Source organism: Microbacterium sp. (genome assembly GCF_036823965.1).
Lineage (GTDB): Bacteria > Actinomycetota > Actinomycetes > Actinomycetales > Microbacteriaceae > Microbacterium.
Genome location: NZ_DAITBE010000001.1, coordinates 114,702 through 133,276 on the forward strand (window position 1 = coordinate 114,702; position 18,575 = coordinate 133,276).

Here is an 18,575-nt window from a genome sequence, read left to right on the forward strand (position 1 = left end):
GCCTCGACGTGAGCGTCCGCGACCTCGCCGACTACCCCTGGGATGCCGTCGTCCCGTTCCGTGAGCGCGCAGCGCAGCATCCGGACGGTCTCGTGGATCTCTCGATCGGCTCGCCGGTCGACCCGACCCCCGATGTGATCCGTCGAGCGCTGACCGAGGCGACGGACGCGCACGCGTATCCGCAGACCGTCGGCACCCCGGCAGTGCGCGAGGCGATCGTCGACTGGTACGCCCGTCGCCGCGGCGTCACCGACCTGCGGGTCGACAACGTGCTGCCGACGATCGGGTCGAAGGAACTGGTCGCGCTGCTTCCGACGCTCCTCGGCCTCGGCGAGGGCGACATCGTCGTGCACCCTCGCGTGGCCTATCCCACCTACGAGGTCGGTGCCCGCACCGCCGGTGCGACGCCGCTCGCCGAGGATGATCCCGCGAGCTGGCCAGAGGGCACGAAGCTCATCTGGATCAACACTCCTGGCAACCCGGACGGCCGCACCTGGACTGTCGACGAGCTCGCAGCGGCCGTCCGCCGTGCGCGCGAACTCGGAGCCGTGCTCGCGAGTGACGAGTGCTACGCCGAGCTCGGCTGGGACGGCCAGTGGGCGAGCGAGCCGGTGCCCTCCGTCCTGGATCCGCGGGTCACCGACGGCAGCCGAGCCAACCTGCTCAGCGTGTACTCGCTGAGCAAGCAGTCGAATCTGGCCGGGTACCGCGCTGCATTCGTCGCAGGTTGCGCACGCATCGTCGGCGAGCTGCTCACAGCGCGCAAGCACCTCGGTCTCATGCCGCCGGCGCCGATCCAGCACGCGATGGCGGCTGCCCTCGGCGACGACGAGCATGTGACCGCGCAGAAGGAGCTCTACCGCGAGCGCCGCGATCTGCTGCGCCCTGCCGTGGAGGCGGCAGGCTTCCGCATCGACGGGTCCGAGGCCGGCCTCTACCTCTGGGCGACCGAGGGCAGGGACGCCTGGGACTCGATCGCACGCCTCGCCGATCTCGGCATCCTGGCAGGTCCCGGTCCGTTCTACGGATCGGACTCCGCCGAGCACGTCCGGCTCTCGCTGACCGCGCCCACCGAGCGCGTGGCCGAGGCTGCGCGCCGCCTGCGCGCGAGTGTGCTGTAGGAATCCTCATCGACCGCGTCGTCTGCTTGGCGGATGTCACAGTAGGCCTGAGTCCCTACTAGGCTGTAAAAGCGATCCGGTCGTGATCCGACCAGGCGGCATCTTGCCACCACATCGCCAGTTCAGGCTTGAGAAGAGATATGGCTGACATCCACGCGACACGCGAGCAGTCAGACACGACGAGGAGGTCCGCGTGAGTGCAGCGGCAGACCAGCAGGCTACGGCGAAGCTGACGATCGGCGAGACCACCGCGGAGTTCCCACTGGTGCACGGCACTGCCGGCAACAGCAGCATCGACTTCTCGACGCTGACCCGCCAGACCGGCTACACCGGCCTCGACTACGGCTTCGTGAACACGGCGTCGACGAAGTCCGAGATCACGTTCATCGACGGCGACAAGGGCATCCTGCGCTACCGCGGGTATCCGATCGAGCAGCTCGCCAACACCACGAGCTACCTGGAAGTCGCCTGGCTGCTGATCTACGGCGAGCTGCCCTCGGCATCCGAGCTCTCGGAGTTCGACGAGAAGATCCGCCGCCACACGCTCCTGCACGAGGACCTCAAGCGCTTCTTCTCGGCGCTGCCGCATACCGCGCACCCGATGTCGGTGCTGTCGTCGGCCGTCGCCGCGCTCTCGACCTACTACGAGGGCCAGACCGACCCGCACAACCCCGAGCATGTCGAGCTGAACATGATCCGCATGCTCGCGAAGCTCCCGGTGATCGCGGCGTACGCGCACAAGAAGAGCGTGGGCCAGGCATTCCTCTACCCGGACAACTCGCTGAGCTTCGTCGACAACTTCCTGAAGCTCAACTTCGGCGTGCACAGCGAGGAGTACGAGGTCAACCCGGTGATGTCGAAGGCGCTCGAGCTGCTCCTCATCCTGCATGAGGACCACGAGCAGAACGCCTCCACCTCGACCGTGCGTCTGGTCGGCTCCACCGGGGCGAACCAGTTCGCGTCCGTCTCCGCCGGCATCCAGGCCCTCTCCGGCCCGCTGCACGGCGGTGCGAACGAGGCCGTGCTCACGATGCTCGGCCAGATCCGCGACTCCGGTCAGAGCGTGTCCCGCTTCGTCGAGCGCGTGAAGAACAAGGAAGAGGGCGTGAAGCTGATGGGCTTCGGGCACCGGGTCTACAAGAACTACGACCCGCGCGCCAAGCTCGTCAAGGATGCGGCCGACGAGGTGCTCGCCTCGCTGGGCGTGACCGACCCGCTGCTCGACCTCGCCAAGGAGCTCGAAGAGCTCGCGCTGGCCGACGACTACTTCCGCGAGCGCCGTCTGTACCCGAACGTCGACTTCTACACCGGCGTGATCTACAAGGCCATGGGCTTCCCGACGCGCATGTTCACGGTGCTCTTCGCGATCGGCCGTCTGCCCGGCTGGCTGGCGCAGTGGCGTGAGCTGCAGCTCGATCCGCAGACGAAGATCGGTCGGCCGCAGCAGCTGTACACGGGATCGCCGGAGCGCGACTTCCCGACCCGCTGATCTCGACTCGCCGATCCTCCCCTGAGAGGATCGGCCAGCACACACGAAAGCGGCGTGCCTCCCGAGGGAGACACGCCGCTTCTGCGTGTGCTGGGGGTCAGCGACCCTGCGAGCTGCGACCGCCCTGACGGCTCTGGCCGCCCTGACGTGAGAAGCCTGCCTGGCCACCCTGGCCGCCACCCTGTCCGCCGGAGCGGGGGCGACGACGACGGGCCGGGGGAGTCGCCGCACCGGCGCGCTCGCCACCGGCTGGGCGCTGCTTCGCCTGACGCTGCGGCTGCTGTGCCTGGACCGGCGCGGGGCGCACGTGCTCGGCGCGCTCCGGGACGAGCTCGTTCACTGCGGCTGCCGTGACGTCTTCGAGGGCGGCCGAGATGGCAGCCTTGCGGAGCAGGTCCTTGACGTCGCGGCGCTGCTCGGGGAGCACGACCGTGACGACGGTTCCGGCTGCGCCGGCGCGAGCTGTGCGGCCCGAGCGGTGCAGGTACGCCTTGTGCTCCATGGGCGGGTCGACGTGCACGACCAGGTCGACGTTGTCGACGTGCACGCCACGGGCGGCCACGTCGGTCGCGACGAGGACACGCACGCCGCCGTCGGCGGGAGCGGCCGAGAAGGCGCTGAGGTTGCGCTCGCGGGCGTTCTGCGACAGGTTGCCGTGCAGATCGACCGAGGGGATGCCGGCGGCGGTCAGCTGCTTGGCGAGCTTCTTGGCCTGGTGCTTGGTGCGCGTGAACAGGATGCGACGACCGGTGCCCGAGGCGAGCTCACGGACCAGCGTCGTCTTGTTCTCGGTGGAGTTGACGACGAGCACGCGGTGCGTCATCTCTCCGACCGGCACGCTCTCCTCGTCGACCTCATGGCTGACGGCGTCGGAGAGGAAGCGGCGGGCGAGGGTGTCGATGCCGCGGTCCAGCGTCGCGCTGAACAGCAGGCGCTGTCCACCGGACGGCGTGGCCGTGAGGATGCGCGTGACGCCGGGCAGGAAGCCGAGGTCGGCCATGTGGTCGGCCTCGTCGAGCACGGTGACCTCGACGGCGTCGAGCTGCACGACCTTCTGCTTCATGAGGTCTTCGAGACGGCCGGGGCACGCGACGACGATGTCGACGCCGCTGCGCATGGCCTGCTCCTGCGGTCGCTGGCTGACACCGCCGAAGACGGTGGTCACGCGGAGGCCCTTGGCCTCGGCGAGCGGCGCGATGGTCGCGGCGATCTGGGTGGCGAGCTCGCGGGTCGGTGCGAGCACCAGACCGCGCGGGTGGCCGGGACGGCTGCTGCGCGAGGATGCCGCGATACGGCTCACGAGCGGCAGGGCGAAGGCGATGGTCTTGCCACTGCCGGTGCGGCCACGACCGAGGAGGTCACGGCCGGCGAGGGAATCGGGAAGCGTGTCGCGCTGGATCGCGAACGCCTCGGTCTTGCCGTCCTTCGAGAGGACGGCTGCGAGGTCGGCGGGCACGCCGAGATCGAGGAAGGAAGTCATGAAGTATCTCCGAGATTGCACGCACGCACGAACGAGTGGTCCTGGTGCGGGAGGGTGGGCGACGGCGCGGGATCGCGCATCGTTTCGCCGTTCGAAATGGCCAGAACCGGGTGAGTGGCGCGGGAGCGTGTCGACGACGCAGACGCCTCGCATGGCGAAGACGTCACGCTGACACTATCACGCGGACCTTGGAGAACACTGCAGGCGGTCGCGAGGAAGAGGTGAGCCGTGCGCTCAGGCGTGCAGCGCCTCGTTCAGCGTCACGCCGACACCGGCGCGTCGGACCGCCTCGACGGCGCCGCTGAGCGAGTTGCGTCGGAACAGCAGCCCGTGCTGACCGGAGAGCTCAGCGCCCTTGACCGTCTGCTTCGTGCCATCGGCGGTGACCTGGCCGTCGACGAGCACGACCTTGGTGCCGGCGGTCACGTACAGGCCCGCCTCGACGACGCAGTCGTCGCCGAGGGAGATGCCGATGCCTGCGTTCGCGCCGAGCAGCGTGCGCGCGCCGATCGAGACGCGGTGCGTGCCGCCGCCGGAGAGCGTGCCCATGATCGACGAGCCGCCGCCGATGTCGCTGCCGTCGCCGACCACGACGCCCTGCGAGATGCGGCCCTCGACCATGGAGGCGCCGAGCGTTCCGGCGTTGAAGTTCACGAAGCCCTCGTGCATCACGGTGGTGCCGGGGGAGAGGTGGGCGCCGAGACGCACGCGCGACGCGTCGGCGATGCGCACACCGGCGGGCTGCAGGTAGTCGGTGAGACGCGGGAACTTGTCGAGCCCCTGCACCTGGATGCCCGCGCGCTGCAGCTGCGGACGCAGACGCGCGGCGTCCTCGGGGTGCACGGGGCCGGCGTTCGTCCATGCGACGTTCGGCAGGTGACCGAAGATGCCGTCGAGGTTGAGATCGTTCGGACGCACCAGGAGGTGCGAGAGAGCGTGCAGACGCAGGTACGCGTCGGCGGTGGACACCGGCGCGGCATCGAGGTCGATCCGGAGCTGCACTGCCTCGACCATGACGTCGCGTCGCTCATCGGGTCCGGTGAGCGAGTCCAGGGCGGATGCCGCGGCGGCATCCGTCGGGAGCTCTCCCGTGCCGAGCTCGGAGTACCAGGCATCCAGGACGGTGCCGTTGCCGGCGATCGTGGTGAGTCCGATGCCCCAGACGCTGCGCGATTCAGTCATGCCTCAACGGTATCCCGAACGCGTGCGCGCGCCCTGCCGGATGACGATGTGTTCCGGTCGCGTCTTCTGCCGCCTGCTCAGCGGCTGGGCGGCAGGAACAGCGACCGGAACCCGGAGCTAGGCTGGGGACATGGTGCTCGATCTGACAGCCTCCTCGCTCGACCTCACGCGTGCGATCTGCGACATCCCCAGCGTCTCGGGCGACGAGCAGCGCCTCGCGGACGAGATCGAGGCGGCGATCGCACCGCTGGCTCATCTCGAGGTGATCCGCCACGGCAACACGATCGTCGCGCGCACGGCACTCGGCCGCGCGCAGCGGGTCGCGATCGCCGGCCACATCGACACCGTGCCGATCAATGACAACGTGCCGACCCGGGATATCGAGGTCGACGGGGAGCCGTACCTGTGGGGTCGCGGCACGGTCGACATGAAGGCGGGCACCGCGGTGCAGCTGAAGCTCGCCGCTGAGCTGACCGACCCCGCAGTCGACATCACCTGGATGTGGTACGACAACGAAGAGGTCGAAGCGTCGAAGAACGGCCTCGGACTGCTGGCAGCAGTGCGCCCAGATCTCTTCCAGGCAGACTTCGCGATCCTGGGCGAGCCGTCGAACGGCGAGGTCGAGGGTGGGTGCAACGGCACGCTCCGTGCGATCGTCCGGACGACCGGTGTGCGGGCGCACAGCGCTCGTGCCTGGATCGGCGAGAACGCGATCCACCGTGCGGCCCCGATCCTCACGCGGCTCAGCGAGTACCGGGCGAAGGAGGTCGCGGTCGAGGGTCTCCTGTACCGCGAGAGCCTGAGCGCCGTGCGCATCACCGGCGGGGTCGCCGGCAACGTGATCCCTGATGCATGCGAGGTCGAGGTCAACTACCGCTTCGCCCCGAGCAAGTCCGCAGCGGATGCCGAGGCCCACCTGCGCGGTGTGCTCGCCGGCTTCGACATCGAAATCACGGATGCCGCCGAAGGCGCCCGTCCGGGGCTGGATGCGCCGATCGCCCAGCAGTTCGTCGCCGCAGTCGGCGCCGAACCGCGTCCGAAGTACGGCTGGACCGACGTCGCTCGGTTCTCGGCCCTCGGCATCCCCGCGGTGAACTACGGCCCTGGCGATCCGCATCTCGCGCACCACGATGAGGAGCGCGTTCCCGTGGCGCAGATCGACGCCGTCGAGCGGGGTCTTCGCGCATGGCTCACCGCGCGCTGAGCCTCTCGCGCCGCTGGGCGCAGACGCCCCTCGCACTGCGCATCGCGGTCATCTATCTCGCCGCGCGCGTGGTCACGAGTGTCTTCTTCGTGCTCGCCGCGTCGCTTGCCACCTCACTGTCCAGGATCGGCGCCGACCCTGGCCTCGGCGACTTCGTGCTCGCCTGGGACGCGCAGTGGTACTGGCTGATCGCCGAGAACGGATACCCGACCGAGTTGCCGCTCACCGATTCGGGCGATGTGGCCGAGAACGCATGGGCATTCATGCCGGTGTTCTCCTTCGCGGCGAAAGCGGTCGGTCTGCTCTTCGGCTCCTGGGGCGCCGGCGCCTTCCTGATCTCACTCATCGCCGGCTACATCGCCTGTCTCGCCCTGCACCGGCTGCTGCGTGACCGGATCGGCGCATCCGCCGCGACCTGGGCGGTGGTGCTGTTCGCGTCGGGTCCTCTGGCCGCGATGTTCCAGGTCGCGTACGCCGAGACGCTGTTCCTGATGCTGCTGTTCCTCGCGCTCGATGCGGTGGCTCGCCACCGGTACGGCTGGCTCTACCTGCTGATCCCGGTGATGGCGTTCACCCGTCCCGGCATCCTCGCCTTCGCCCTGTACCTCGGCCTGCACGGCATCCTGCGCTGGGTGCGCCGCCGCGTCGAGCCGCTGTCGCGCATCGACATCGTGCACATCGTCGCGCTCGGCGCGCTGGCGACGGCATCCGGCTTCGCATGGCAGGTCATCGCGGGGCTGGTCACGGGGAATCACGGGGCGTACCTCGCGACCGAACTGGCCTGGCGTCGGCACTGGGTCGTCGGGGGTGTGGAGGGGTTCATCCCGTTCGAGGGCTGGATCCAGGCCGCGCAGTTCTGGTTCGCGCAGTGGGGTCTCCCCACATGGGCGGGGTTGGTCGCGTTGGTGCTCCTCGTCGTCGGTGCGGGTCTCGCGCTGCTGCGCTCGCCGCAGGTCAGAGCCCTCGGCCCGGATCTGCGGCTCTGGAGTGCCAGCTACCTGCTCTATCTGCTGGCCGTGTTCTTCCCGCAGTCGAGCACGTTCCGTCTGCTGCTGCCCATCAGCCCGCTCTGGGGAGCGGTTGCCGTGCCGCGATCACGGGTGTGGCGGGGCGGCGTCCTGGTCGTCGCGCTCATCGGCCAATGGCTCTGGATCTTCCACATGTACGCCCTCGGGAACACGTTCTGGCAGGTGCCCTGATCATGAAGCTCGGGTGGATTTCTCACACGTGACGTCCAGGTACTCGTCGTACCCGATAAACTCATCACATACCACCGAGGAAAAGGAGCCACGATGGCAGCGATGAAGCCGAGGACCGGAGACGGACCCATGGAGGCCGTAAAGGAAGGGCGACTCATCATCGTGCGCGTTCCGCTCGAAGGCGGCGGCAGACTTGTCGTCTCAGTGAACGACGCCGAGGCCAAGGAGCTTCACGACGTGCTCGCAGCCGTCGTGGCACCCGCCTGATCGACCCGGATCCCTCCACGAGGATCCGAGAAGGGCGATGGATCAACCGATCCATCGCCCTTCTCGTGCGCCCGGAAGTGCTGCTCCGGTCAGTCGCGTTCGCCGACGCTGATCAGCTGCAGCAGTCCTTCCCCTGCCGGGGAGATCGTGGCGAGCACTGCGGAGGACTCCTGCGTCTCCTGCACGAGCGAGCGGTAGGCCGAGGTGATCTCATCGCGCTGCACAGGATCTGCGACGCGTCCGCCGGCGAGGACGCGCGGCACCAGGACCATGCCGCCCGCACGGGCGAGACGGAGTCCGTGCGACACGTAGTCGATCACGTTCTCGGGGTCGGCATCGACCAGGACGATGTCGTAGGAGGCCTCGTTCATGCGGGGGAGCACATCGGCTGCGCGCCCGGTGATGAAGCGTGCCCTGGTCGAGGGGATCTTCGCGTCGGAGAACGCCTGGCGTGCTGCGGCGAGGTGCTCCGGCTCGTTGTCGATCGAGGTCAGTACCGCCTGCGGCGCGCCGCGGAGCAGCCAGAGGCCGGACACACCTGCGCCGGTTCCGATCTCGACGATCGACCTGGCATTCGTCGCGGCGGCGAGCACCGCGATCTGCGAGCCGACGGCTGCGCTGATCGGCGCGGCTCCCAGCTCGACCGCGTGTGCGCGCGCACGAGCGATGGAGTCGGGTTCGACGATGGATTCGCGGATGAACCGCGCGTTCGCGTCATGTTCGCTCATACCGTGTCTCCTCGATGACCTGTGGTGTTCTCAGGATATTCGCTCGGTGTGCACCGGGAGCGCAGGCGCGGCGGTAGCCTGGACAGATGCAATTCGGGCTCACCTTCGAGAAGCTGCTGCTGATCGGTCTCATCGTGGTGCTCATCGTCGGCCCGGATCGGCTTCCGGCGGTCGCCGAGGGGTTCGCGCGCATGGTCCGCAAGGCCGGCGAGTACCTTCGCGACACGAAGACCCGGATGCGCGATGAGATGGGTCCGGAGATGGACGACGTCGATTGGCGCAAGCTCGACCCGCGTCAGTACGACCCTCGACGCATCATCCGCGAAGCCCTGCTCGAGACTCCTGCCCCTGCGGCCGCCGCTGCCGCAGCGCAGACCACGATCGCGGAGCCTGCGGTGTCGCGGGCTCCCCAGGAGTTCACGGCGACCAACAAGCCGCCGTACGACCCGGAAGCGACCTGAACCGCGTCTCAGTTGAGCGATATCGGCAGCGACCGGCCGGAGAGCCCTCGTCCCTGACGCGAGAGCGTTCGCGCCAGGGCGATGATCTCCGACGCGGCGGCATCCGTCGCGTCGGCACGGACGACCGGCTCACCCGAATCGCCGCCGGTCCTGAGTGCAGGACTCAGCGGGATCGATGCGAGCAACGGCACGACGTCGCCCGACTCTGACAGCGCCTCGGCGACCGCAGTGCCGCCGCCCGAGCCGAAGAGGTCGATCACGGTGCCGTCCGGCAGTGCGAATGCCGCCATGTTCTCGACGACGCCGATCACACGCTGCCCGGTCTGGCGAGCGACCAGCCCGCTGCGGATCGCGACGTCGGCGGCAGCGGTCTGCGGCGTGGTGACGACGAGCACCTCCGCGTGCGGCAGCAGCTGTCCGATCGAGATCGCGATGTCGCCGGTGCCCGGTGGCATGTCGATCAGGAGGATGTCGAGGTCGCCGAAGAACACGTCGGTCAGGAACTGCGAGACCGTGCGGTGCAGCATCGGGCCTCGCCAGGCGACGACCGCCTCGCCGTCGCGCAGGAACATCCCGATCGAGATGGTCTTCACGCCGTGCGCGACCGGCGGCAGCATCAGGTCGTCGATGCGCGTCGGCTGCGTGCCGGCCGGGATGCCGAGGAGCCCGGGGATAGAGAAGCCGTGCACGTCGGCGTCGACGAGCCCGACGGCGAGCCCCTGCTCGGCCAGTGCGACGGCGAGATTCGCGGTGACGGTCGACTTGCCCACGCCGCCCTTGCCGCTCGAGACCAGGATCACGCGGGTGAGGGAATCAGGGCCGAACGGCATCTGCCGCGCAGGGCGTCCGTCACGCAGCTTCTCGGTGAGCGCCTTGCGCTCGGCCGGCGTCATGACACCGACCTCGACGTCGACCTCATCGACTCCGGCGACGGATGCCGCTGCGTTGCGGACGTCGGTCTCGATGCGGTCGGCCGCTGGGCAGCCGACGATCGTCAGCACGATGCCAACGCTGGCCCGCCCGCCGTCGACCGTGATGTCGCGGACCATGTCGAGATCGCCGATCGGGCGCCGGAGCTCCGGATCGGTGACGGCGGCGACCGCCGCCCGAACGCTGTCGGCGGTCGTCATGCGGAGGCGCCGTCGGCGGACGGCTTCTCGTGCGAGTCCTCGAGCTCCGCGAGCAGGGCCTTCAACTCGTGCCGCAGCACGTCACGCGTCACGACCTGCGAGTTGCGCTCCTCGAGCGACAGGCGCAGGGCGACGATCTCGCGGGCGAGGTATTCCGTGTCGGCGAGGTTGCGCTCCGCACGCTGACGGTCCTGCTCGATCTGCACGCGGTCGCGATCGTCCTGCCGGTTCTGTGCGAGCAGGATGAGCGGTGCAGCGTACGAGGCCTGGAGCGAGAGCATGAGGGTCAGTGCCGTGAAGCCGAGGGCGGCATCGTCGAAGCGCAGCTCGTCGGGCAACAGGGTGTTCCACATGATCCAGAGCACGCAGAACATCGTCAGGATCAGCAGGAACGCCGGGGTGCCCATCGCGCGGGCGACCCACTCGGTGAATCGGCCGAAGCGGTCGCGTGAGGTGGGACGGACGCGGGTCGTTCCGCGACCGAGCGGCGCATCGAGGCCGGGGGAGCGGGCCATCAGCGCACCTCCTTGGCGGGCGCGACGGTGTCGTCCTCATCGTGCGAGCGCCAGTCGTCGGGGAGCAGGTAGTCGAGCACGTCGTCGATGCTGATCGCGCCGACCAGTCGATGCGCCACATCGATCACGGGGAGCGAGACCAGGTCGTAGCTCGCCAGCATCCTGGCGACCTCGGCGGCGGATGCCGTGACCGGCACCGGCTCCAGGCTGTCGTCCATGATCGCGCCGAGACGCTCGTGCGGCGGGTAGCGCAGCATCCGCTGGAAGTGCACCATGCCGAGCAGGCGCCCGGTCGGCGTCTCGAAGGGCGGGAGTGTCACGAACACGGCAGCGGCGAGGGCCGGGTGCAGTTCGTGCCGACGGATCAATGCGAGCGCTTCCGCGACCGTGGCATCAGCCGACAGGATGATCGGCTCCGGAGTCATCAGACCACCGGCGGTGTCGGGTGCGTAGCGCAGCAGCATCCTGACGTCTTCCGCCTCTTCCGGCTCCATCAGCTCGAGCAGGTGCTCCAGGCGATCGGGCGCGAGCTGCGCGAGCAGGTCCGCCGCGTCATCCGGCTCCATCTGGTCGAGGATGTCGGCCGCGCGCTCGTCACCGAGACGGTCGAGGATGTGCACCTGCTCGTCCTCGGGCATCTCCTCCATGGCATCGGCGAGACGGTCGTCGGAAAGCTCTTCGGCGACCTCGATCATTCGCTGCTGCGGCAGATCGAGGAGCGTGTTCGCGAGGTCGGCGGCGTGCAGCTCGGAGTACGAGGCGACCAGCTGCTCGGCGGACTGCGATTCCCCTGGTGCACGCTGCTCGGTGACCTCGCTCCACGCGGCGAAGGTGGTCGGTCCCTTCGCGAACGGCGAGGCGCTGGTCTTCGGTCGACGGAGGAAGAGCTGGCTCACGGCCCATTCGCCGAGGCGGTTCGGCTCGATCGCGACGTCCTCGATCACGCCGGTGCCGGTGCCGTCGGCGAAGGTCACGCGGCGGCCGAGCAGTTCGGCGAGCACCCGCACCTCTCCGGCGCGCGGCGAGAAGCGGCGCACGTTGATGAGCCCGGTGGTGATGACCTGCCCGGAGCGGATCGAGGTGACGCGGCCGATCGAGAGGAACACCTGCCGGCGGCCGGGGATCTCGACGACGAGTCCGATCACGCGCGGCGCTGCCGTACTTCGATACACGATGACGACGTCACGGACCTTGCCGAGCCGGTCGCCCACGGGGTCGAAGACGGCGCAACCTGCCAGGCGCGCGGCGAATACCCGTTGTGTGCTCACGCTTCCAGCGTAGTGCGCGGGGGTCGTGGTGACCTCCCCGTCGTCGGTTCCCGACGCCCGGCGGGTGGGGCGTGGAAGAATAGCCGGATGAGCATGCTCAATCGACCAGCGAACAGCAACGACACCGGCGAGATGGTCGCGTCGATGCGCGACTACGAGGCGGCCCAGAAGACCGTCTCCAAGCTGATCGCGGGGGAGGTGCCGGCGCGCGACATCGCGATCGTCGGCCAGAGCGTCCGCACCATCGAGCGCGTCACCGGCAAGCTCGGCTATGCGGCGGCAGCTCGCTCCGGCGCGATCAACGGTGTGCTGATCGGTCTGTTCCTCGCGGCGATCCTGGTGCTCGGCAACCCCGAGGTGCCGATGCAGCTCTTCGTCGGGTTCGTCTTCATCGGTGTCGCCGTCGGAATGCTGCTGAGCCTCGTGACCTACGCGATCGTGCGTCGTCGCCGCGACTTCGCCAGCGTCACGCAGTTCGCCGCCGACCACTACGAGGTCACGGTGATGCCCGCGTCGCTCGGCAAGGCCCGTCAGGTGCTCGGTGCCGTTCGACCGGAGCCGGTGCGTCCGCCGGTCAATCTCGACGAGCCGCCGCGATACGGCGAGCGGATCCCAGTCGGCGGTGCCGCGCAGCCTGCGGGCGGATCCCCTGGCGATGCGCCGGTGCCGCCGCGTCCTGCTGCACCGCCTGCGGCTCCACCTGCCGCCCCGCCCGCTCCCGTCGCTCCGCCGGTCGTCCCCGAGCCCACCACTGAGCCGGCCCCAGGTATCGATCCGGCTCCAGGAGTCGAGCCGGTGCCGGGAACACAGCCGATCCCGGAGGGTGAGCCCGGTGCCGTGACCGGACCGGAGGCTGAGCCGGGGGTGGCTCGATGACCACTCCCGCCGACCCCACGCCCGAACGGCCGTTCGCCGGTCCCGCCGCTCCGCCGCCCCCGCCTCCCGTGGCTACGCCACCGGGGACGCCGCCCGGGGCACCTGCATACCAGGCACCCGCCTTCCAGGCACCCGCCTTCCAGGCACCCGCATACCAGGCTCCCGGGTCCCCGACTCACGCACCCGGTCACCCCGCGCCGGGCTCTCCGGTCCAGGGATACCCGGCTCCGGGATACCCGCCGGCGACTCCGCCGCGCGGGCTCCTCCCATGGGTCCTCGGTTTCCTGATCTTCATCCCGTTCCCGTTCGTGGGCGGTCTGGCATCCGGCATCGCCATGGCGGTGAGCGGTGGGTCGTCTCGACGCGCCGGCGGTCTCGCCCGTGAGAATGCCCGCTCCGCGCTGAACTGGGGCCTCACCTACCTGCTGGTCTCGACGCTGCTGCTCGTGCTGCACGTCGTGGTGCTGTTCTCGCTCGGGCGCGGATCGGGAGTGACCGGCTTCTTCCCGATCGGCATCCCGATCACGATCTACTTCGCGATCTCGATCGTGCACGTTGTGCTCGTGATCATGGGCACCGTGCGCGTGTCATCCGGCTCGGCGATGCGCGTGCCCTTCGCGATCCCGTTCCTGCGCGCGTGACCGTCGAGGTCACCGTCGAGCTGCCGGCCGGACCCGCGACGGTCACCGGGAACTGGACACCCGGCACGAACGGCGAGACCGTGATCATCGCGCACGGCGCCGGGGCAGGGAAGGATCATCCGTTCCTGATCGGCTTCGCAGATGCGCTCGCGGCCCTCGGATTCTCGACGCTCCGCTTCAACTTCCCCTACGTCGAGCAGGGGCGACGCATGCCGGGACCCGCCGCACACGCCATGGCGACGTGGAACGCGGTGGTCGAGTTCGCGCGCGTGAGCGACCCCGCTGCCCGCGTCTGGGCAGTCGGCAAGTCCTACGGCGGCCGGATGGCGTCGATGGCGGTCGCCGAGGGACTCGCCGTGAACGGGCTCGCCTACCTCGGCTACCCGCTCCATGCACCCGGCAAGCCCGAGAAGCCGCGCGCGGAGCACCTGCCGGCGGTCGACGTTCCGCAGCTGTTCGTCGAAGGCTCGAACGACCCGTTCATCCAGCCGATCGAACAGTTCGAGAGCGTCGTCGCGACGTGTCAGGACGCGCGCGTCGCGTGGATCGACGGCGGTGGGCACAGCTTCGAGATCAAGGGCGTCAAACGGTCGGCGGCCGAGGCCGGGGCGTCCATCGCGCCGATCGTCGCTGCGTTCATCCTCGACTGAGCAGGGCCGACAACTCCTCATCGGCGAGCAGCCGCCGGATCGTGGAGACGCCGAGTGCAGCCATCGCGGAGTTCGACCGCTCGTAGTACCAGCCGAGCCCGATCGCCTGCTGCAGCGCCCAGGCAGCACCGCGAAACCACTCGGTCTCGGTCGCGGCGACACGATCGCGCAGGAGCCTGCGCGGCTGCGGGTCGAACAGATGCCAGGCGCAGACGAGATCGAGCGCGCGGTCGACCGGGCCGAAGCTGCCGCTGTCGAGCACGCCGACGAGTCGGTCGAGGCCCGCTCGCCGCCCGACCAGCAGATTGAAGGGGGTCAGGTCACGATGACCCATCACATCGGGTCCTGACCGCGGGAGATCGCGGAGCGCCTGCCAGAGCGCCGTCGTGCGCGGCACGTCCAACAGGTGATCGCTCTTCGAGAGGCACTCCGTGACCCACCCGTCGTGATCGCGGAGATCGCCTCCGCGGCCCTGACCGTCGAAGACGCGGCCGCCCACCTCCACCGTCCGCAGCGAGAGGATCAGCTCGGAGAGGTCCGTCGCCAGCGAGGATGAGCCGGCGTGCGCGTCGAACCCGGCGGTCTCACCCGGCACCCACGTCTGCATCGCCCAGGCGGACCGATAGCTCTCGTTCCCGCTGCCGATGCCATGCGGGAGTGGCGCCGGGAACGGGCAGACCGCGGCGAACGCGCTCATGGCTGCACCCTCCGCGGCGAGGTCCTCGCGCATGGCGGCGGCCAGCGGGAACCGGGCGACGAGGTCGTCACCCACGCGGACGATGGTGTTCACGGTGCCGGCAGCGCGCACACGCTGCAGGACCTGATCGCCGAGGTCCGGGAAGGAGTCGGCGATCAGCCTGCGTGCAAGCTCGTCGTCGAGCGCGAGCTCGCCTTCGTGCATGGGGTCGGATCAGTTCTGCGTCCGCGCGATCCAGGCCTCGACCTCGTCGGCAGTGCGCGGGATGCCGGCGGAGAGGTTCACCGGGCCGTCCTCCGTCATCAGGATGTCGTCCTCGATGCGCACGCCGATGCCGCGAAGCTCGGCAGGAACGGTGAGGTCGTCGATCTGGAAGTACAGGCCGGGCTCGATGGTGAAGACCATGCCGGGAGCCAGGATGCCGTCGTAGTACATCTCCCGTCGGGCCTGCGCGCAGTCGTGCACGTCGATGCCGAGGTGGTGCGAGGTGCCGTGCACCATGTAGCGGCGGTGCTGGCCGCCCTTGTCGGCGTCGAGCGCCTCCTCGGCGGTGACCGGCAGCAGACCCCACTCGGCCACGCGCGCGGCGATCACGGTCATCGCGGCGGCGTGCACGTCGCGGAAGCGCACGCCGTTCTGCGCGGCGGCGAATGCGGCATCCGCTGCCTCGCGCACGGTCTCGTAGACCCGGCGCTGCACCTCGGTGAACGTGCCGGAGACGGGGAGCGTGCGGGTGATGTCGGCGGTGTAGAGGCTGTCGGTCTCGACGCCGGCATCGACCAGGATCAGGTCGCCCGGGACCACGGTGCCGTCGTTGCGCGTCCAGTGCAGGTAGCACGCGTGCGGGCCGGAGGCGGCGATCGTGTCGTAGCCCTCGCCGTTGCCGTCCTCCCGGGCGCGGCGGTGGAAGACGCCCTCCACGACCCGCTCGCCGCGCGCGTGGGCGACGGCTGCCGGCAGTTCGCGGATGATGTCGTCGAAGCCGTTCGCGGTGATCTCCACGGCGCGGCGGAGTTCGGCGATCTCGTACTCGTCCTTGATCAGACGCAGCTCGGAGACCACCCGGGTGAGATCGTCGCTGTCATCCAGGATCAGTTCACCGTCGACCGGGCTGTACTCGGCCAGGTGGTCCGTCGCGATGCCGAGGTCGGCTGCGACACCGGCGAGCGAGGGGCGGGGGCCGATCCAGAACTCGCCGACCGTGGCATCCGCGTAGAACTCGGTGGTCGTGCGGTCGGCGCGCTCGCGGAAGAAGAGCGTGATGTCATGGCCGTCGTCGGTCGGGTCGAACACGAGCACGGAGTCGGGCTCGGAATCGGATGCCCAGCCGGTCAGGTGCGCGAATGCCGAGTGCGCGCGGAACACGTAGTCCGTGTCGTTGCTGCGCTGCTTGAGCGAGCCGGCGGGAATCACCAGCCGCTTGCCGGGGAACGCGGCGGACAGGGCCGCGCGGCGCGCAGCCGCGAAGGCAGCCTGCTCGCGCGGGGCCGGGAGCGTCTCAGGACGTTCGGCCCAGCCGGTCGAGATCGTGTCGAGGAATCCCTGGGGGAAGGGCTGCTTGCGGTTCGTGGTGCTGTTCTCGACAGTGGGCTCGGCGATCGTGTCGCGTTCTGCGGTGCTCATCCCTCCAGTCTGTCACTAGAGGAGCGGACGCGGGACTCAGCCGGCTGGCTCGAGCTGCACGACGAGCGCGCGATGGTCGCTGCCGGCGGCATCCTCGCGGACGACCGATCCGGTCGGTGTCCAGTTCGGCGATGCCATCACATGATCGATGGGCGCGCCGGCCAGGGCAGGGAGCGAGCTGGGCCAGGTGCCCGCGAGTCCGTTGCCGGTGCGGGACGCCACGTCACGGCAGTAGCCCATGTCGCCGCCGTCGACACCGAGCGATGTCATGTGGTCGATCGTGGCGTTGAAGTCACCGGCGAGGATCACGTCGCCCTGCGGGCACTGGTCGGCGATCCACTCGAGATCCGACTTCCACTGCTCCATCTCCTCCATGCGGGGAGCGACCGCATGCACCGCGACGATCGTCGGACCGGTGCCGTCGATCGGCATCAGCACGACGCTCGGCACCGAGCCGGTGTTGCTCGATCCGTCCTCGGAGGACTGGATGACGGAGTACTCGCCGAGCTCGGGCGAGACCAGCACGGTGGTCTGCCAGGACTGCGGGCCGTCCTGCACATCAGGACGGAACTGCACGTGATGCACCCACATCGGATGCCCCTGCTCGCGCAGCATGATGGCGATGCGCTCGCCGACGGCTTCGGTGGTCTCCGGCAGTGCGACGATGTCGGCGCCCTGGTCGAGGATCTCCTGTGCGATGGTCTCGGCGGAGACCGCCTCGCCCGCGGTGTTCCAGGTGAGCACGCGGACACTGCTGTCGGTCTTCTCCGGCAGCACCGTCGTGCCGAAGCCGCGTGTCGCCCCGATGATCCCGGATGCGCCGGCTCCGAGCAGGGCGATGATCAGCACCGAGGCGGCGAACCCTCGCAGCGGACGGATGAGCAGGAGCAGCAGCGCGAGCACCGCGACGACCAGCAGACCGCCGATCACCAGGCCGCGCACCGACACCAGCTGGGCGAAGGGATAGGTCTGCTCCAGCCGGAAGAACTGCGGCCACACGAGCACCGCCGTCGCGATCGCGAGCAGCACGGTGAACAGGATCCCCAGGAGTCGAAGCATCCCCTCCAGGGTAGGAGAACTGGCTGTGAAGTCCCTGCCTCGCGACGGCGTGGGCGGGGTGTTCGCGTCCGGCGTGCGCGGCGCTCGGTACGCTCGGAGGATGGCCGATGATCACCCCCGCAGGTTCGCGGGCCCAGCAGACCTGCATCTGCATTCCAACCATTCCGATGGCACGGAGGCCCCAGCCGAGGTGATCCGCCAGGCCCACGCGCACGGGCTGCGCACGGTCGCCCTCACGGATCACGACCGCACGAGCGGATGGCGCGAGGCCGGCGACGCCGCCGTCGCGCTCGGAATGACGTTCCTGCCCGGCATGGAGCTCTCGGCGAAGCACGAGTGGCGCAGCGTGCACGTGCTCGGCTACCTGTTCGACCCGGACGACGGGGCTCTGCGCGCCGAGACCGAGCGCATCCGGGAGGACCGGATCGGACGAGCGGAGCGCATCGTCCGCAACATCGGCCGCGACTACGACCTGCAGTGGTCCGACGTCGTCGATCAGACGGTGGGGGATGCCACGGTCGGCCGCCCGCATATCGCCGACGCCCTGGTGGCCAGGGGGATCGTCGCCGACCGCACCGCCGCCTTCGACGGCATCCTGCACCCGCGTGAGGGGTACTACGAGCCGCATTACGCGCCCGACCCGCTGACGGCCGTGCAGCTCATCACTGACGCAGGGGGAGTGGCGATCATCGCCCACCCGGTGACCTCGGGCCGGGATCGGATGATGCCGGTGCCGTTCATCGAGCGACTGATCGCCGCCGGACTCGCCGGCTTCGAGATCGACCACCGCGAGAACACGGAGGCGGGGAAGCGGCTGCTGCGCGAGATCACGGCGCGGCACGACCTGATCGCGACCGGCTCGAGCGACTACCACGGCTCCGGCAAGCCCAACCGGCCGGGCGAGAACACGACCTCGGACGACATGGTCGGGCGGATCATCGCGCGCGCCACCGGTACGGCTCCGCGATACCCCTGAGCGGCCGAC

General features: G+C 69.5%; 19 protein-coding genes. 10 read left to right on the forward strand and 9 right to left on the reverse strand.

Features of this window, described 5'->3' with window-relative positions; translation table 11 throughout:
* The first annotated feature begins 8 nt into the window (after positions 1-8).
* Entirely contained in the window at positions 9-1,121 is a 1,113-nt protein-coding gene (gene dapC / locus V7Z82_RS00570; protein WP_334146880.1) for a succinyldiaminopimelate transaminase, read from the forward strand.
* Between the two features lie 193 nt (positions 1,122-1,314).
* Positions 1,315-2,610 carry a citrate synthase gene (locus tag V7Z82_RS00575; protein WP_334146882.1) on the forward strand — a complete coding sequence of 432 codons (1,296 nt, stop codon included), beginning with the start codon at positions 1,315-1,317 and terminating at the stop codon, positions 2,608-2,610.
* Positions 2,611-2,707: 97 nt separating this feature from the next.
* On the opposite strand, the gene V7Z82_RS00580 is transcribed toward V7Z82_RS00575, so the two are convergent.
* Together V7Z82_RS00580 and dapD are read right to left on the reverse strand one after the other, a co-directional pair.
* Positions 2,708-4,090: a DEAD/DEAH box helicase gene (locus tag V7Z82_RS00580; RefSeq protein ID WP_334146884.1), complete on the reverse strand. Its 1,383-nt coding sequence runs from the start codon at positions 4,088-4,090 to the stop codon at positions 2,708-2,710.
* A 234-nt stretch (positions 4,091-4,324) separates the two neighbouring features.
* Complete coding sequence (gene dapD, locus V7Z82_RS00585; RefSeq protein ID WP_334146886.1) at positions 4,325-5,272, reverse strand: 2,3,4,5-tetrahydropyridine-2,6-dicarboxylate N-succinyltransferase; 948 nt, start codon at positions 5,270-5,272, stop codon at positions 4,325-4,327.
* A 130-nt stretch (positions 5,273-5,402) separates the two neighbouring features.
* On the opposite strand from dapD, the gene dapE reads away from it, so the two are divergent.
* The 3 genes from dapE (at position 5,403) to V7Z82_RS00600 (ending at position 7,942) form a co-directional block, all read left to right on the forward strand.
* On the forward strand, positions 5,403-6,476 hold the full coding sequence (gene dapE, locus V7Z82_RS00590) for a succinyl-diaminopimelate desuccinylase (protein ID WP_334146888.1): 1,074 nt from the start codon (positions 5,403-5,405) through the stop codon (positions 6,474-6,476).
* Complete coding sequence (locus V7Z82_RS00595; RefSeq protein WP_334146890.1) at positions 6,458-7,675, forward strand: hypothetical protein; 1,218 nt, start codon at positions 6,458-6,460, stop codon at positions 7,673-7,675. Before dapE ends, V7Z82_RS00595 begins: the two co-directional genes overlap by 19 nt.
* 93 nt (positions 7,676-7,768) lie before the next feature.
* On the forward strand, positions 7,769-7,942 hold the full coding sequence (locus V7Z82_RS00600; protein WP_017203323.1) for a DUF3117 domain-containing protein: 174 nt from the start codon (positions 7,769-7,771) through the stop codon (positions 7,940-7,942).
* An 89-nt stretch (positions 7,943-8,031) separates the two neighbouring features.
* On the opposite strand, the gene V7Z82_RS00605 is transcribed toward V7Z82_RS00600, so the two are convergent.
* Positions 8,032-8,670 carry an O-methyltransferase gene (locus tag V7Z82_RS00605; protein ID WP_334146910.1) on the reverse strand — a complete coding sequence of 213 codons (639 nt, stop codon included), beginning with the start codon at positions 8,668-8,670 and terminating at the stop codon, positions 8,032-8,034.
* An 86-nt stretch (positions 8,671-8,756) separates the two neighbouring features.
* Between V7Z82_RS00605 and V7Z82_RS00610 the strand changes: the two genes are divergently transcribed.
* On the forward strand, positions 8,757-9,131 hold the full coding sequence (locus V7Z82_RS00610; protein WP_334146912.1) for a twin-arginine translocase TatA/TatE family subunit: 375 nt from the start codon (positions 8,757-8,759) through the stop codon (positions 9,129-9,131).
* A gap of 8 nt (positions 9,132-9,139) precedes the next feature.
* Here V7Z82_RS00610 and V7Z82_RS00615 read toward each other — a convergent pair whose 3' ends face one another.
* From V7Z82_RS00615 to V7Z82_RS00625, 3 genes are read right to left on the reverse strand one after another with little or no spacing between them, the layout of a single operon-like run.
* On the reverse strand, positions 9,140-10,261 hold the full coding sequence (locus V7Z82_RS00615; protein WP_334146914.1) for an Mrp/NBP35 family ATP-binding protein: 1,122 nt from the start codon (positions 10,259-10,261) through the stop codon (positions 9,140-9,142).
* Positions 10,258-10,776: a DUF1003 domain-containing protein gene (locus tag V7Z82_RS00620; protein ID WP_334146916.1), complete on the reverse strand. Its 519-nt coding sequence runs from the start codon at positions 10,774-10,776 to the stop codon at positions 10,258-10,260. The genes V7Z82_RS00615 and V7Z82_RS00620 overlap by 4 nt, the downstream gene beginning before the upstream one ends.
* On the reverse strand, positions 10,776-12,044 hold the full coding sequence (locus V7Z82_RS00625) for a magnesium transporter MgtE N-terminal domain-containing protein (RefSeq protein WP_334146918.1): 1,269 nt from the start codon (positions 12,042-12,044) through the stop codon (positions 10,776-10,778). The genes V7Z82_RS00620 and V7Z82_RS00625 overlap by 1 nt, the downstream gene beginning before the upstream one ends.
* Positions 12,045-12,131: 87 nt before the next feature.
* Here V7Z82_RS00625 and V7Z82_RS00630 point away from each other — a divergent pair, with 87 nt between their 5' ends.
* From V7Z82_RS00630 to V7Z82_RS00640, 3 genes are read left to right on the forward strand one after another with little or no spacing between them, the layout of a single operon-like run.
* Positions 12,132-12,920, forward strand: a complete 789-nt coding sequence (locus tag V7Z82_RS00630; protein ID WP_334146921.1) for a general stress protein — start codon at positions 12,132-12,134, stop codon at positions 12,918-12,920.
* A complete protein-coding gene (locus V7Z82_RS00635; protein WP_334146923.1) occupies positions 12,917-13,561 on the forward strand; it encodes a DUF4870 domain-containing protein in 645 nt (214 codons plus the stop codon). Before V7Z82_RS00630 ends, V7Z82_RS00635 begins: the two co-directional genes overlap by 4 nt.
* A complete protein-coding gene (locus V7Z82_RS00640) occupies positions 13,558-14,211 on the forward strand; it encodes an alpha/beta hydrolase family protein (RefSeq protein ID WP_334146925.1) in 654 nt (217 codons plus the stop codon). The genes V7Z82_RS00635 and V7Z82_RS00640 overlap by 4 nt, the downstream gene beginning before the upstream one ends.
* On the opposite strand, the gene V7Z82_RS00645 is transcribed toward V7Z82_RS00640, so the two are convergent.
* From V7Z82_RS00645 to V7Z82_RS00655, 3 genes are read right to left on the reverse strand one after another with little or no spacing between them, the layout of a single operon-like run.
* Positions 14,198-15,112: a phosphotransferase gene (locus V7Z82_RS00645; protein WP_334146927.1), complete on the reverse strand. Its 915-nt coding sequence runs from the start codon at positions 15,110-15,112 to the stop codon at positions 14,198-14,200. The two genes, V7Z82_RS00640 and V7Z82_RS00645, sit on opposite strands and share 14 nt — an antisense overlap.
* A 9-nt stretch (positions 15,113-15,121) precedes the next feature.
* The gene (locus V7Z82_RS00650; RefSeq protein ID WP_334146929.1) at positions 15,122-16,531 is read right to left on the reverse strand and encodes an aminopeptidase P family protein; all 1,410 of its coding nucleotides are present in this window, start codon (positions 16,529-16,531) and stop codon (positions 15,122-15,124) included.
* Positions 16,532-16,567: 36 nt separating this feature from the next.
* Positions 16,568-17,590: an endonuclease/exonuclease/phosphatase family protein gene (locus V7Z82_RS00655; RefSeq protein WP_334146931.1), complete on the reverse strand. Its 1,023-nt coding sequence runs from the start codon at positions 17,588-17,590 to the stop codon at positions 16,568-16,570.
* A 100-nt stretch (positions 17,591-17,690) separates the two neighbouring features.
* Here V7Z82_RS00655 and V7Z82_RS00660 point away from each other — a divergent pair, with 100 nt between their 5' ends.
* A complete protein-coding gene (locus V7Z82_RS00660; protein WP_334146933.1) occupies positions 17,691-18,566 on the forward strand; it encodes a PHP domain-containing protein in 876 nt (291 codons plus the stop codon).
* Positions 18,567-18,575 lie beyond the last annotated feature (9 nt).

Coding starts and splice junctions, on each gene's coding strand:
- dapE (WP_334146888.1), top strand. CDS start 5,403: ATGGTGCTCGATCTGACAGCCTCCTCGCTCGACCTCACGCGTGCGATC.
- V7Z82_RS00635 (WP_334146923.1), top strand. CDS start 12,917: ATGACCACTCCCGCCGACCCCACGCCCGAACGGCCGTTCGCCGGTCCC.
- V7Z82_RS00600 (WP_017203323.1), top strand. CDS start 7,769: ATGGCAGCGATGAAGCCGAGGACCGGAGACGGACCCATGGAGGCCGTA.
- V7Z82_RS00610 (WP_334146912.1), top strand. CDS start 8,757: ATGCAATTCGGGCTCACCTTCGAGAAGCTGCTGCTGATCGGTCTCATC.
- V7Z82_RS00655 (WP_334146931.1), bottom strand. CDS start 17,590: ATGCTTCGACTCCTGGGGATCCTGTTCACCGTGCTGCTCGCGATCGCG.
- V7Z82_RS00620 (WP_334146916.1), bottom strand. CDS start 10,776: ATGGCCCGCTCCCCCGGCCTCGATGCGCCGCTCGGTCGCGGAACGACC.
- V7Z82_RS00595 (WP_334146890.1), top strand. CDS start 6,458: ATGGCTCACCGCGCGCTGAGCCTCTCGCGCCGCTGGGCGCAGACGCCC.
- V7Z82_RS00615 (WP_334146914.1), bottom strand. CDS start 10,261: ATGACGACCGCCGACAGCGTTCGGGCGGCGGTCGCCGCCGTCACCGAT.
- dapD (WP_334146886.1), bottom strand. CDS start 5,272: ATGACTGAATCGCGCAGCGTCTGGGGCATCGGACTCACCACGATCGCC.
- V7Z82_RS00650 (WP_334146929.1), bottom strand. CDS start 16,531: ATGAGCACCGCAGAACGCGACACGATCGCCGAGCCCACTGTCGAGAAC.
- V7Z82_RS00605 (WP_334146910.1), bottom strand. CDS start 8,670: ATGAGCGAACATGACGCGAACGCGCGGTTCATCCGCGAATCCATCGTC.
- V7Z82_RS00645 (WP_334146927.1), bottom strand. CDS start 15,112: ATGCACGAAGGCGAGCTCGCGCTCGACGACGAGCTTGCACGCAGGCTG.
- V7Z82_RS00660 (WP_334146933.1), top strand. CDS start 17,691: ATGGCCGATGATCACCCCCGCAGGTTCGCGGGCCCAGCAGACCTGCAT.
- V7Z82_RS00630 (WP_334146921.1), top strand. CDS start 12,132: ATGAGCATGCTCAATCGACCAGCGAACAGCAACGACACCGGCGAGATG.
- V7Z82_RS00580 (WP_334146884.1), bottom strand. CDS start 4,090: ATGACTTCCTTCCTCGATCTCGGCGTGCCCGCCGACCTCGCAGCCGTC.